Genomic DNA, 13,196 nt, shown 5'->3' on the forward strand with positions numbered 1-13,196 from the left:
AACCTTTTCGCGATGCGGGATGGGTGAGGCGGCTGCGCCGCCGCTACATCTGGCGGAACAGGTCCACGTAGTTGCGGCTGACGACGAGCTGCTCGTCCCGGCCCTTGAGCCTGACGAGCAGGCGGCCGCGGAAATCCGTGCGCGTGCCGGCCACGTGGCGGGCCGCGACGATCACGCTGCGGTGGATCTGCCAGAACTGCTGCGGATCGAGCTGTTCGCGCAGCTGGCGCATCGGGGTGCGGATCAGGTGCTCGCCGTCGGCGAGATACACGCTCGTGTACTTGTCGTTGCTCTGGAAGTAGATCACTTCGTCGATGGCGATCAGGCGCGTCTCCTGGCCTTGCGCGGCGCGGATCCATTGCAGCGGCGCGGCCGGCGCGGGTGCCGGTGCAGGCGTTGGCGCGCCCGCCACGCCGAGCTGGCGCAGCAGGCCGGCCAGCATGTCGGCGGCCGGTGCCGGGGCCGGCGCCGCCAGCGCGTCCTTGAGCCGGTCGACCGTGCGCCGCAGGCGTTCCAGGCGGATGGGTTTCAGCAGGTAGTCGAAGGCGGCGTGCTCGAACGCCTGCAGCGCGTACGCCTCGTGCGCCGTCGTGAACACGACGCGCGGCGCCCGATGTTCGTCCACCAGGCGGGCGGCGAGGTCCAGGCCGTTCAGGCCGGGCATCTGGATGTCGAGGAACACGACGTCGGGCGCCAGCTCGTCGATGAGGCGCAGCGCCTCGATGCCGTTGCCGGCGCGTCCGGCGACGTGCAGTTCCGGCCAGGCGGCGGCCAATTGTTCCTCGAGATAGGCCAGCAGGTGCGGTTCGTCGTCGGCAAGCAGGGCGCGGATGGGGGCGATGGCGGCACCTCGGTCGGAAGTCTCATGCAGGGAGGAGCAGACGCGACGTCACGCCTCCGTCTTGGTTTTCAAGCAATTGTACTTGAGCGTTATTGCCGTGCAAGCTGCGCAGCCGCTCGCGCAGGTTCGACAATCCCACCCCGCCGCCCGGCCGCGGCGCCGCCGGCACGAGGCCGACGCCGTCGTCCCGCACTTCCACGCACAGGCCGGACTCGATGCGGCGCGCGCGCACGACAATGGTGCCGCCTGCCACCTTGGGCTCGATGCCGTGCATGACGGCGTTTTCCACGAGCGGCTGGATCAGCATCGGCGCGACGACGGCGTCGCGGCAGGACGCGTCCACGTCGATGTCGAAGCGCAGCCGATCGCCCATGCGCACCGTCAGCAGGTCCAGGTAGGCGCGGGCGAGGTCGATCTCGCTGCCCAGGGTGGCGTGGTCCGCGCGGCTGGCCGCCAGGCTCGCGCGCAGGAAGTCGATCAGGCGCTCGAGCATGTCGCGGGCCCGAGCGGGATCGGCGCCGATCAGGCTGACGACGTTGGCCAGCGTGTTGTACAGGAAGTGCGGCTCGATCTGGGCTTGCAGCGTGCGCAGCTTCGCTTCGGCCAGCAGGCGCGCGGCTTCGGCGATCCGTTCCTGCTGGCGCGCGGCCTCGATCTCGCGCGCCGCGCGGCGCTCGCCTGCCGCCAGCACGGCCGCCATCAGCAGCGCGACGGCGGCGGCGCCCGGCAGGTAGCGGGCCAGCGCGCCCGCGTGCAGCAGGGTGTCGAAGGTGCTGCGTCCGCCCAGCATGGCGTCGGCGGCGGCCATGCCGACGAGGGCGCAGCATGCCGTCAGCAGCAGCCGCGCGGCCCGCATCGCCGCGCCGCCGCGCGCCGGCGCGACGCGGCGCAGCAGGCGCACCATGCCGTGGATGAGGAAGCCGACGACGTTCGACACCAGCAGCATCTCGGCCAGCAGCGCGCCGAGCGGGGCGCTGCTGCCGAACAGCTGGGCCGCGCCGGCCAGCGCGACGCCGATGATGCTGTTCCACACGAGGGTATAGACGAGGTTGCGCAGCGGCGATGGACGCCAGCGCCGGAAGGGCGCGAACGTGTCCAGCGGATGCATCGGGGGCGTGGCGGGTGTCGGCATGGCGTTCCTGTGGCGGGCAGCTGGAAAAGCAGCCGGAACGTTACCACGGAAACAATGCCAAAAAGAAATCGGCAGGTAACGCGGGGCGTTCCTGCCGATGGAATCGAAACGGTGCGGGGTCAGCCGTAGGCAACCCAGCGCTGCGGAATCTCGATGCTGCCGCTCTGCGCGGCATCCGCGTACGCGCGCATTTCGGCGACGACGGCTTCGAGTTGTTCGTTGCTCGGGTTGGCGAGGAACCCCTTCATGCTCTCGTGCAGCGCGGCCTGCTGGTCGCGCCATTCATAACGGGATGACTTGCTCATGCACCCTCCTTGCGGCGAACTGCCGTCTTTGTACTTTTGTTGTTCATGACATCCTCCTTCAAAGCGCACAGGATGCCGTTTCCCTCCGGCTGAGTCGGTGCGATGACGCACATTGCCGAGGGGAATCAGGACTGCGGCGGCAGGATGCTGTGATAGAACAGGTCGAGCCGGCCTTCGAGGTCGCGCATGGCCTTTTCCGGATCCACGGTCCGGGGCGGGCGCATCAGGTTCATGAGGAATTCGCCGGTGATGGTGGCCATCAGGTGGCAGGGCAGCAGGTCGACCGGGACGCCGGGACGCATCTGGGCACGGATGTCCGGCCGGTCGAAGAAGCGCGCCAGCATCTCGCGGGTCTTGAGCGGGCCGCCGGTCCAGAACGCCTCGGCCAGTTCCGGATTCGTGGGCGCCTCGGCCAGCACGATGCGCTGCAGGTCGATGGCTTCCTGCGACGTGATCAGCGCGTACATCTGGTGCGCGAAGTCGTCCAGGATCTCGCGCAGCGGACGAGGGTCCGTTTCCATCGGCTGGCTGCGGAAGAAGCGGTGGCGCTTGGCGGCCAGCACGGCGCCCAGCAGCCCGGCCTTGCCGCCGAATTTCACGTAAATGGTGCGCACCGCGACGTGGGCCGCGCGGGCGATCGCTTCCAGGCTCGTCTTCGTATAACCGTTCTTGAGAAACAGCGTGCCGGCGATTTGCAGGAGTTCCTGCGTGCGCGCCTCCACGTCGGCGGCCTTGGGCCGGCCGGCGGCCTTGCCGGAGCATTCGGCCGCGTCATGCATATGTTTGTCCATGGGCTCCACTGTAGAACAATCTCGAATGAAATGCAACCGTTTCATTTCTTGACTTTGCCAAAAAGTTGTCCAATAATGCGATTGACCAATTTCATTTTCATTCGGAGTTCACATGCCAGATACGCAAACCACGGTCGACCACAAGCCGACCGCCGCCGTTCCGCCGGGCGGTGCCGCCCCGGGCACCGCCCCATCGGCAGCGCAGGGTGCGCCCGCCAACGCCGCCAAGGCACCTCCGAAGCGCGTGCTGATCGTCGTCGGCCTGATCGCCGCCGCCGCGCTGGCCGCCGGCGGCCGCATGTGGTATCGCAGCCATTATTTCGTCGAGACGGAAAATGCCTACGTCACGGGGCACGTGCACCCGGTGTCGTCGCGCATTCCGGGTGTCGTCACGAAGGTCATGTTCGACGACAACCAGGTCGTCAAGGCGGGCGACGTGCTGGCTGAGCTGGACCCGGCCGACCAGCGCGTGAAGGTCGAGCAGATCGAGGCCCAGATCGCCAGCGTGCAGCAGCAGATCGTGCAGGCCGGCGCCGCCATCGAGCAGGCCAGGGCGCAGGCGTCCGCCGCCCGCGCGCAGGTCGTGCAGGCCCAGGCCAACCTCGTGCGCGCCAGGCAGGACGCCGAGCGCTACGGCCAGCTGTACAACAGCCAGATGAAGGCCGTCTCGAAGGCCGAAGTGGACGCCGCCACCGCCGCGCGCGCGGGCGCCACGGCCGACGTCACGGCGCGCCGCGACAACGCCAACGCCGCCCAGGCCCAGATCACGGCCGCGACGTCCGCGCGCGACGTGCTCAAGGCGCAAGTGAAAGTGCTGCAGGCCCAGTTGCAGGACGCCCAGCAGCAGCTCGGCTACAACCGCATCGTCGCCCCCATCTCCGGCCGCATCGGCAAGCGCAGCGTGGAAGTCGGCGCGCGCGTGCAGCCGGGCCAGCAACTGGCCGCCATCGTGCAGGACGACGTGTGGGTGGTCGCCAACTTCAAGGAAACGCAGCTGCCGGGCCTCGTGCCGGGCCAGAAGGTCGACATCGAAGTGGACGCGCTGCCGAAGCACGAACTGGTCGGCCGCGTGGACAGCTTCTCGCCGGCGTCGGGCAACCAGTTCGCGCTGCTGCCGGCCGATAACGCGACCGGCAACTTCACCAAGATCGTCCAGCGCGTGCCCGTGAAGATCACGTTCGCGCCCGAAGACCTCAGGAAGTACGCGGGCCGCCTCGTGCCGGGCATGTCGACCGTCGTCGAGATCGACCTGCGCCAGAAGGCCCCGCAGCAAGCCGCCCAATAACCGGAACCGATCATGTCCACGACGATCACCAAACCGATGGCGCCGCCGATGGCCCCGGCCAACGGCGCGCGCGTCGACGCGCGCACCTGGATCGCGGTGCTGGCCGGCATGCTCGGCGCGTTCATGGCGGTGCTCGACATCCAGATCACCAACTCCTCGCTGCGCGACATCCTCGGCACCCTGTCGGCCACGCAGGAAGAGGGTTCGTGGATCTCGACCGCCTACCTGTGCGCCGAGATCGTGGTGATCCCGATGACGGCGCTGTTCGTGCGCGCCCTCGGCCAGCGCCGCTACCTGATGCTCACGACCGCGTTCTTCCTCGGCTTCTCGACCTTGTGCGGCACCGCGTGGAACCTCTCCAGCATGATCGTGTTCCGCATGCTGCAGGGCTTCACGGGCGGCGCGCTGATCCCGATGGCGATGACCCTCGTGATGACGCGCCTGCCCCCGGCCAAGCGCGCCGTCGGCATGGCCATGTTCGGCCTGACCGCCACGCTGGCGCCCGCGATGGGCCCGACCCTCGGCGGCTACCTGACGGAGTTGTACGGCTGGCCGTCGATCTTCTACATCAACTGGGTGCCGGGCGTGCTGCTCATCGCCGGCATGTACTGGGGCATCGACCGCGAGCCGATGAACCTGCAGACGCTGTACAAGGCCGACTGGCTCGGCATCGCCTTCATGGCGCTGGGCCTCGCGAGCCTGACGATCTTCCTGGAAGAGGGCAACTCGAACGACTGGTTCCAGTCGACCTTCATCATCACCTTCGCGGCGCTGGCGATCGTCGGCATCCTCGGCTGGGTCGTGACGAATTTTTCGCGCAGCGACCCGTTCGTGAACCTGGGCCTGTACGGCCACCGCAACTTCCTCGTCGCGACGGGGCTATCCGCGGTGATCGGCATGGGCCTGTACGGCTCGTCGTTCCTGCTGCCGCTGTTCCTCGGCCAGATCGCGGGCTATTCGCCGATGCAGATCGGCGAAGTGATCGCCTGGGTGGGCCTGCCGCAGCTGTTCGTGATGCCGTTCGTCGCGCGCCTGTCGCAGAAGATCGATAACCGCCTCCTGTGCTCGTTCGGCCTCGCGCTGTTCGGCGTCTCGTGCCTGATGAACGCGTACATGGATGCCAACACGGGCTACGACCAGCTGATGCTGTCGCAGATCATCCGCGCGCTCGGCCAGCCGTTCGTGATGCTGACCCTGTCGAACTTCGCCATGTCCGGCATCCAGCCGAAGGACATGCCGTCGGCGTCGAGCCTGTTCAACATGACCCGTAACCTGGGCGGCTCCGTCGGCATCGCCATGCTGGCGACGGCCCTCACGAACCGCGAGCACTTCCACTCGGAGCGCCTGGGCGAGTCGGTGTCGCTCTTCTCCAGCGTCACGCAGGCCCGCCTCGACGCGCTCACGGCGTCGTTCATCGCCAAGGGCTTCGACCCGGCGACCGCGGCCCAGCAGGCCATCGGCGCGATCGACCGCATCGTGCGCAGGGAATCGTTCGTGATGGCCTACAACGATGGCTTCTTCATCGTCGGCGCCATTCTGCTGGGGGCGATCATCCCGCTGTGGTTCTCGGACAAGATCAAGTCGCCCAGCGGCGGCGGTGGCGGTGGCCACTGAACCCAAGGATTCATGGACAAAACAATGAAAACTATTTATTTCAAACCTGTCGTTCATACAGCCGTCGTTCGTACCGCAATCGCGCTGGCCGTGGCCGCGCTGCTCTCCGCGTGCGGCACCGTCGGCAAGGATTTCGTCGCGCCGCAGGGCGTCGCCACGCCGGCATACCGCCACGCCGCGGCCGAACCTGTTGACCAGGCCGCGCGCCTGCCCTCCGCATGGTGGACCGTGTTCGGCGACAATCAGCTCGACCAGCTCGAGCAGCGTGCCCTGCGCGACAACCCGAACGTGCGCGCCGCCGCGCAGCGCCTCGTGCAGGCGCAGGCGCAGCTGGGCGTGACGCGCGCCAGCCAGATGCCCACCGTCGGCGTGTCGGCCGGCGTCTCGAACTCGCGCACGTCGGCCGAAACGCCGATGGGCGTAACGTTCGGCCACAAGTCGATCAAGGGCACCGAATACTCGGTCGGCGCCAATTTCTCGTACGAGCTGGACCTGTGGGGCCGCGTGCGCCGCGCCGTGGAAGCCGCGGACGCCCAGGCGCTGGCCGCGCAGGACGACCGCGACGGCGTCATGCTGATGCTCTCCGGCCAGGTCGCGACGACGTACTGGCAGCTGCGCGGCCTCGACGCCGACATCGCCATCCTGAACGACGCGCTGGCCACGCGGCGCGAGTCGCAGCAGCTGATCGAGGCGCGCTTCAACGCGGGCCTTTCGAACGAGCTGGACGTCTCGCGCACCCGCATCGAGCGCGCGAATGCCGAGGCGGACATCCAGGAAGCCCAGCGCCAGCGCAACACGCTGGAACATGCGCTGGCCGTGCTGGTGGGCGCTTCGCCGAGCCAGCCCATCCTGGCGCCGGCCGCCGGCGACGTGGCCGCCACGTTGCCGCAGCCGCCCGCGATCCCCGTCGGCCTGCCGGCCAGCATCCTGGGTCAGCGTCCGGACCTCGCCGCGAGCGTCGCCACGCTGCGTGCCCTGAATGCCCAGGTGGGCGTGGCCGAGGGCGCGTTCTACCCGAGCGTGTCGCTGACCGGCAACTTCGGCTTTGCGTCGGAAACGCTGAGCAATCTGACCAAGGGCAACGCGCGCCAGTTCTCGGTCGGGCCGCTGGCGCTGTCGCTGCCCGTGTTCGAGGGCGGCCGCATCCGGGCCAACGTCAACGTCGCCAAGGCCCGCTACGACGAAGCCGTCGCCAACCACGAGGCGCGCCTGCTGACGGCGCTGCGCGACGTGGAAGATGCGCTGTCGGACGTCCAGCAGCGCAAGCGGCAGGGCGACGTGCAGGTCCAGGCGCAGCAGGCCGCGGCGCGCGCCGTGCAGGTGGCGCAGGCGCGCTACGACCGCGGCGTGTCGACCTACCTGGACGTCACCGACGCCCAGCGTTCCGCGCTGGCCGCCGACCGCGCCGCCGCGCAGATCCGCACGCAGCGCCTGCTGGCCGCGGTGTCGGTCGCGCGCGCGCTGGGCGGCGGCTGGCAGCAGGCGGCGCCGGAGGCGACGGTCGCCCAGGCGTCGCGCTGAGCGCCCGCCGGCGCCGCCATCCTTCGGCGGCACCGGCCTCTTCGTCCCTGAACAGGATTACAATCGCGGGATTGCAAACCTCACAAGGGACCTCAATGAAGCATCTTCTCGCCCCCCTGGCCCTGGCCGCAGCGACCCTGTGCGCCACCGTCCATGCCGCCCCCGCCACCGCGCCCGAGCTGCAGGCGATGGCCAGGCGTTTCGCCCCGGTCGACCTGACGGCCGATACGGCCAAGCTGTCCGCCGGCGACCGTGTCGCCATCGCCAAGCTGATCGAAGCGGCGAAAATCGTCGACGTCCTGCAGCTGCGCCAGCGCTGGTCCGGCAACGAGGCGCTGTGGGCCGCGCTGCAAAAGGACACGACGCCGCTGGGCCGTGCGCGCCGCGACTACTTTTGGCTGAACAAGGGACCGTGGTCGATCATCGACGGCAACCAGTCCTTCATGCCCGCCGAGTATGCGGGCATCCGGATCCCGGCCACGAAACCGCCCGGCGCGAATTTTTACCCGGAAGGGGCGAGCAAGCAGGAACTCGAGACGTGGATGAACGGCTTGCCGCCGGCCGAGAAGGAACAGGCGCGGTGGTTCTTCACCGTGATCCGCAAGGACAAGGATGACAAGCGGGCCGGCAAATTCACGATCGTGAAGTACTCCGACGAATACCGCGCCGAGCTGCAGAAGCTGGCCAAGCTGCTGAAGGACGCGGCCAGCGCCACCGACAACGCGTCGCTGAAAAAATTCCTGAACCTGCGCGCCGACGCCTTCCTGTCGAACGACTACCTCGCCTCCGATTTCGCGTGGATGGACCTGGATTCCCCGGTCGACGTCACGATCGGCCCGTACGAGACGTATAACGACGAACTGTTCGGCTACAAGGCCGCGTTCGAGGCGTACGTGAACGTGCGCGACCAGAAGGAAACGGCCAAGCTGAACTTCTTCGGCAAGCATATGCAGGAGCTGGAAAACAACCTGCCGCTCGATCCGAAATACCGCAATCCTAAGGTCGGGGCGATCGCGCCGATGGTCGTCGTGAACCAGGTCTATGGCGCCGGCGACGGCAATATGGGCGTGCAGACGGCCGCCTACAACCTGCCGAACGACGAGCGCATCATCCGCCAGCGCGGCTCGAAGCGCGTGATGCTGAAGAACGTCCAGGAAGCCAAGTTCGAGGCGACCCTGACCCCGATCTCGAAGCTCGTGCTGCGCCCCGCCGACCAGAAGAACCTCGATTTCGATTCCTTCTTCACGCACATCCTCGCGCACGAGATCATGCACGGCCTGGGCCCGCACGCGACGACGCGCGACGGCCGCCCGTCCACGCCGCGCCAGGACCTGAAGGACACCTACTCGACCATCGAGGAAGCGAAGGCCGACGTCACCGGCCTGTGGGCGCTCGCGTACATGATGGACAAGGGTGAGCTGAAGGATTCGCTGGGGCAGGGCGAGGCGGCCGAGCGCAAGCTGTACGACACCTACCTCGCGTCCGCGTTCCGCACCCTGCACTTCGGCCTGACGGATTCGCACGCGCGCGGCATGGCGATCCAGATGAACTACCTGCTCGACAAGGGCGGCTTCGTGTCGCACGGCGACGGCACGTTCTCCGTCGACTTTGCCAAGATCAAGGGCGCGGTGGCGGACCTCGACCGCGAATTCCTGACGATCGAGGCGACCGGCGACTACGCCCGCGCGCAGGATCTCATGAAGCGCTACGTCGTCATCCGTCCCGACGTGCAGAAGGCGCTGGACAAGATGAAGGCGGTGCCGAACGACATCCGTCCCGCGTTTGTGACGGCGACCAGGCTGGTGCCGGCGCAACGCTGACCGGCCGGTTCCGGAAAAGCGCGCCGTCCCGCCATGGGCGACGAGCTTTTCCGGCAACATTACGCTTTTGGACATCCACGAAAATATTGCCGGCCACGAGGGTTGAGCGAAGGCTAAAATTGCCGTTAGGAATTTTAAATATCCTAGCGGGAAGCTCTCCATGTCCAAAGTCCTCATCGCCGCCACCTTCCTGTGCGCGGCCGCCCAGGCCGTCCCGGCCGCCGCCGCCGACCTCACCCCGCTGGAGCAGCGCTGGCTGGGCGCCGCGCTTCCCGTCCTCGACTATGCGCGCGGCCTGAAATTGCCCGTCGACATCGTCGTGCAGCCGCAGGCCGGCCCGAACGACGTGCCGATGGCGATGGGCTTCGCCGGCGGCCGCTGCAAGCTCGTGCTGTCGCTGCGCGGCAATCCCGACGCCGAGCGCCAGCTGGAAGGCGTGCCGGCCGCCCAGCAGGGCGAATTGATCGAGGCCATGGCCGCCCACGAGTTCGCCCATTGCTGGCGCTATGCGCAAGGCGCCTGGCATGCGTTGCCGGCTGGCTTCGTCGAGACGGGCGAGGAAACGGCCGACGATCCATCGCTGCTGGCGGCGTCGAAGGCGATGCGCGAGACCCGCCGCGAGGAAGGTTATGCCGACCTCGTCGCGCTGGCCTGGATCCACGACCGCCACCCGGCCGACTACGGCCGCATCTATGCCTGGCTGGAAAAACTCAGGCAGGACCAGCCGGTCGCGCACAACGGCCACGACACCCGCGCCTGGGTGCGCCTGGCACGCGACGGCGCCCGGTTCGGCGCGGGCGGCAAGCCGTTCGAGGACGTGGCGCCGCTGTGGCGCGAAGGCCTGCTCAGCGACGATTGAGCGAGCGCCGGTGAGCCCGGCCATGGTTTGTCCGACAAGCGTACGGTGCCGCACAGAGGTCGCGGTCGTGCGGGCGTTAAATCTGGCTGTCACAACAAACGACACAAGGGACAAGACCATGAAAACGCTGATTGCGACCTTGCTCGCGACGGCTGCAGGCGCGAGCTTTGCCGCGGCACCGACCGCGGCACTGAACCACGATCCGGCCACTTACCGTACTCTCACGCACAAGGCGGAGTCGGAATACCGGGCGGCAGCAGCGAAATGCGACGCGAAAAGCGGCAACGACAAGGACGTCTGCATGGCTGAAGCCCGGCTCGCGCGCACCCGCACCGAAGCCGACGTGCTGTCCAAGTACCACAACACGGCCGCCAGCCGCGCCCACGCGCGCGTCAACGTCGCCGACGCCGAATACGACCTTGCCAAGGCGAAATGCGACGCCAGGAGCGGCGCCGACAAGGACAGCTGCATGGACAACGCCAAATCCGTGCACACGGCCGCGCTGGCCGACGCCAAGGCCGAGCGCGACGAGCGGACGGCCACGGGTGCCAGCGCCGGCGGCGCGACCGGCGCCAGCGGCGGCGGCAGCACGGCTTCCGGCGGTCTCGTGACCGGCACCGACACGCGCGACCCGGCCAAGGCCGCCGCGGTCGACAAATGCGCCCGGATGGGGGCCGATGCGAAAACCGGCTGCCTGGTCGAGACGAAGCCGTCGGCCGTGCGCGACAACGCCGCCGATGCGGCCAACCGCACCGCGAACGCGACCGAAAACGTTGCATCAAAGACGCGCGACACTGCCGCGACCGCCGCCGACAAAGTGAAGGCCGCGGCCGTGACAGTTGCTGAAAAGACGCGGGAAGTCGCGCACGCCGCCGTCGACAAGACGAAGCAGGCCGGTTCGACCGTTGCCCAGAAGACCGACAACGCGATGGACCGCGCCGGCGACGAGACGGCCGACAAGACCCACGACGCCGCCGGCCGCACGCGCATCGCTGCGTCCGACACCGCTATCACCACCAAGGTGAAAGCCGGCCTCGTGAAGGAGCCGAACCTGGATTCGCTCGGCATCCACGTCGAGACGGAGAAGGGCGTCGTGATGCTGAGCGGCTTCGTGAACTCGAAGGAACAGGCCGACAAGGCCGTGAAAGTCGCGAAGGGCGTCGAGGGCGTGACCCGCGTCAGGAGCGCCATCAAGGTCAAATAAGCACCGCTGTGTGCCCGTCGGCGGCCGGGTTTGGGACCGGCCGTCGCTTTTGCTGATCTACCACAGGTCGTTGCGAAGCCGCCGGGTTTTGCTTCGACGGTAGATAGGGCACGGTATAATCGCGGCCGTGAACAGACTCGAAGCCTTCGGAACCATCGCCGCCCAAGCCGCGCGCGGTGAGATTTCCTTTCCCACCAGCGTGAACGCCGTGCTGCGCCTGCAACACGCGCTGAACGATCCCGATTGCCACCTGGAGGATGCGATCCGCCTCGTGCTGGGCGAGCCGCAGCTGGCCGCGCGCACGGTCGCGCTGGCCAATTCTTCGACGTTCAACACGGGCGGCAAGCCGATCACCAATGTGCGCTCGGCCGTGACGCGGGTCGGCTACCGCAACCTGCAGATGCTCGTCGCCAGTCTCGTCGTGCGCCAGTTCGGCGCCCGCATCGAAGACCCGGACCTGCGCGCCAAGGCCGAGCAGCTATGGGAACACACGGTGCAGGTGGCCGCGCTGGCCCATGTGTTCGCGCGCCGCGTCACCTTCGTCAATCCGGACACGGCGATGTTCGCCGGCATCGTCCACGAAGTCGGCGGCTTCTACCTGCTGTCGCGCGCCGACGGTTTCCCGGGGCTGCTCGACGACGATCCGGAAAAATGGGCCGAGCTGTGCGAGGACGTCGTGACGCGCGAAGTGGCGCGCAAGCTGGCGCTGCCCGAGCCCGTCGCCGACGCGATCTTCGAACTGCGCGGCGCCTGGCTGCACATGCCCCCCGCCACCTTGCTCGATACCCTGTTGCTGGCCAACCTGTACGCCAGCGTGCCGTCGCCGCTCGGCACGGCGCGCGCGCCGCTGCCCGAACACAGCGAGAGCGCGCTCGACTACCTGCTCGACGAGGACAGCCTCAATCGCATGATCGACGAAGCGGCCGAGATCAGCGCCTCGATGGGCGGCGCGCTGCTCGTCTGACCGTTCACGCGCCGAGTTCGCGGCAGAACCGCGCCGTCGCCTCGTCCATCGGGAAGCACGATTCGATGTGCAGCTCGTCGACGGTGATGTCGCGCGGCGTGCCGAACGTCGTGATCGTCGAAAAGAAGCTGAGTGCCACGCCGCGGTGGCTGAATTCCGTCGTCAGCAGCGGCGCGGGCGGCGTGTCCAGGTTGCGCAGCCGCCAGCGCGGCGGCACGTCGGGATACGCCAGGATTTCGTCGAGCAGCGCGCGCGCCTTCGTGTCCGTCGGCGACCCTGCGACCAGCGCGTGCAGGTGTCCGATCAGCGTGCTCCCCACATCGTCCCAGTTCGTCATGCGGCCGCGCAGGTCCTCCGGATCGAACACCGTGCGCAGCATGTTCGCATGCTTGCCGGGCCGGCCGTCGAGCAGGAAATCGTTGACGCGCTGCGCGGCCTTGTTCGCGGCCAGGATATCCCAGTGCCGGTTCATGAGGAAGGCGGGATACGGTTCCTGCTGCTCGAGGATGAAGGCGATGGCCTGGTTGATCCGGCCCAGCGCCGGCGTATCGAGGCCGCTCTCCGGATAGCTCGGCGCATAGCCGCCCGCGCGCAGCAGCGCGTTGCGTTCGCGCAGCGGCATGTCCAGCACGTCGGCGAGGCGCATCAGGAGAGTCCTGCTGGGCTGGGCCTTGCCCGTTTCGATGCAGCTCAGGTGGCGCGCGGAGATGTTCGCGTCCAGCGACAGGTCGAGCTGGCTGAGACGGCGCGCGGCCCGCCATTCGCGCAGGAGAAGGCCGACGGGGACGGGGACGGGGGCGAGGTCGAGAGGTGCCATGGGCCGATGATAACCCGGCCGCGATCCGCACGGCCATGACGTC

The 13,196-nt window shown here is 68.1% G+C and carries 12 protein-coding genes; 7 read left to right on the forward strand and 5 right to left on the reverse strand.

Going from position 1 to position 13,196, the window contains the following annotated elements; genetic code table 11:
- Positions 1–43: 43 nt before the first annotated feature.
- The 4 genes from ISF28_RS13210 to ISF28_RS13225 all read right to left on the reverse strand — a co-directional run bounded on the left by ISF28_RS13210 (position 44) and on the right by ISF28_RS13225 (position 3,069).
- On the reverse strand, positions 44–832 hold the full coding sequence (locus ISF28_RS13210; RefSeq protein WP_370663430.1) for a LytR/AlgR family response regulator transcription factor: 789 nt from the start codon (positions 830–832) through the stop codon (positions 44–46).
- Positions 833–863: 31 nt separating this feature from the next.
- A complete protein-coding gene (locus ISF28_RS13215; RefSeq protein WP_198117643.1) occupies positions 864–1,973 on the reverse strand; it encodes a sensor histidine kinase in 1,110 nt (369 codons plus the stop codon).
- A 119-nt stretch (positions 1,974–2,092) separates the two neighbouring features.
- Complete coding sequence (locus tag ISF28_RS13220; protein ID WP_198117644.1) at positions 2,093–2,278, reverse strand: hypothetical protein; 186 nt, start codon at positions 2,276–2,278, stop codon at positions 2,093–2,095.
- Between the two features lie 125 nt (positions 2,279–2,403).
- Positions 2,404–3,069, reverse strand: coding sequence for a TetR/AcrR family transcriptional regulator (locus ISF28_RS13225; RefSeq protein WP_229519060.1), 666 nt, complete (start codon positions 3,067–3,069; stop codon positions 2,404–2,406).
- Positions 3,070–3,181: 112 nt separating this feature from the next.
- On the opposite strand from ISF28_RS13225, the gene ISF28_RS13230 reads away from it, so the two are divergent.
- The 7 genes from ISF28_RS13230 (at position 3,182) to ISF28_RS13260 (ending at position 12,336) form a co-directional block, all read left to right on the forward strand.
- Positions 3,182–4,354 carry an HlyD family secretion protein gene (locus ISF28_RS13230; RefSeq protein ID WP_198117645.1) on the forward strand — a complete coding sequence of 391 codons (1,173 nt, stop codon included), beginning with the start codon at positions 3,182–3,184 and terminating at the stop codon, positions 4,352–4,354.
- A gap of 12 nt (positions 4,355–4,366) precedes the next feature.
- The gene (locus tag ISF28_RS13235; protein WP_198117646.1) at positions 4,367–5,968 is read left to right on the forward strand and encodes a DHA2 family efflux MFS transporter permease subunit; all 1,602 of its coding nucleotides are present in this window, start codon (positions 4,367–4,369) and stop codon (positions 5,966–5,968) included.
- A 24-nt stretch (positions 5,969–5,992) separates the two neighbouring features.
- Positions 5,993–7,489, forward strand: a complete 1,497-nt coding sequence (locus ISF28_RS13240) for an efflux transporter outer membrane subunit (RefSeq protein WP_198117647.1) — start codon at positions 5,993–5,995, stop codon at positions 7,487–7,489.
- A gap of 95 nt (positions 7,490–7,584) precedes the next feature.
- Positions 7,585–9,309: a DUF8614 domain-containing protein gene (locus ISF28_RS13245; protein ID WP_198117648.1), complete on the forward strand. Its 1,725-nt coding sequence runs from the start codon at positions 7,585–7,587 to the stop codon at positions 9,307–9,309.
- Between the two features lie 160 nt (positions 9,310–9,469).
- Positions 9,470–10,168, forward strand: a complete 699-nt coding sequence (locus tag ISF28_RS13250; protein WP_198117649.1) for an NUDIX hydrolase — start codon at positions 9,470–9,472, stop codon at positions 10,166–10,168.
- A 118-nt stretch (positions 10,169–10,286) separates the two neighbouring features.
- Entirely contained in the window at positions 10,287–11,372 is a 1,086-nt protein-coding gene (locus ISF28_RS30510; RefSeq protein ID WP_229519061.1) for a BON domain-containing protein, read from the forward strand.
- A 127-nt stretch (positions 11,373–11,499) separates the two neighbouring features.
- The gene (locus tag ISF28_RS13260) at positions 11,500–12,336 is read left to right on the forward strand and encodes an HDOD domain-containing protein (protein WP_198117650.1); all 837 of its coding nucleotides are present in this window, start codon (positions 11,500–11,502) and stop codon (positions 12,334–12,336) included.
- A 4-nt stretch (positions 12,337–12,340) separates the two neighbouring features.
- Here the strand turns inward: ISF28_RS13260 and ISF28_RS13265 are convergent, their stop codons facing one another.
- Positions 12,341–13,153: a helix-turn-helix domain-containing protein gene (locus tag ISF28_RS13265; RefSeq protein WP_198117651.1), complete on the reverse strand. Its 813-nt coding sequence runs from the start codon at positions 13,151–13,153 to the stop codon at positions 12,341–12,343.
- Positions 13,154–13,196: the final 43 nt, after the last annotated feature.

The organism is Massilia rhizosphaerae, assembly GCF_016093545.1.
Classification (GTDB): Bacteria; Pseudomonadota; Gammaproteobacteria; order Burkholderiales; family Burkholderiaceae_D; genus Telluria; species Telluria rhizosphaerae.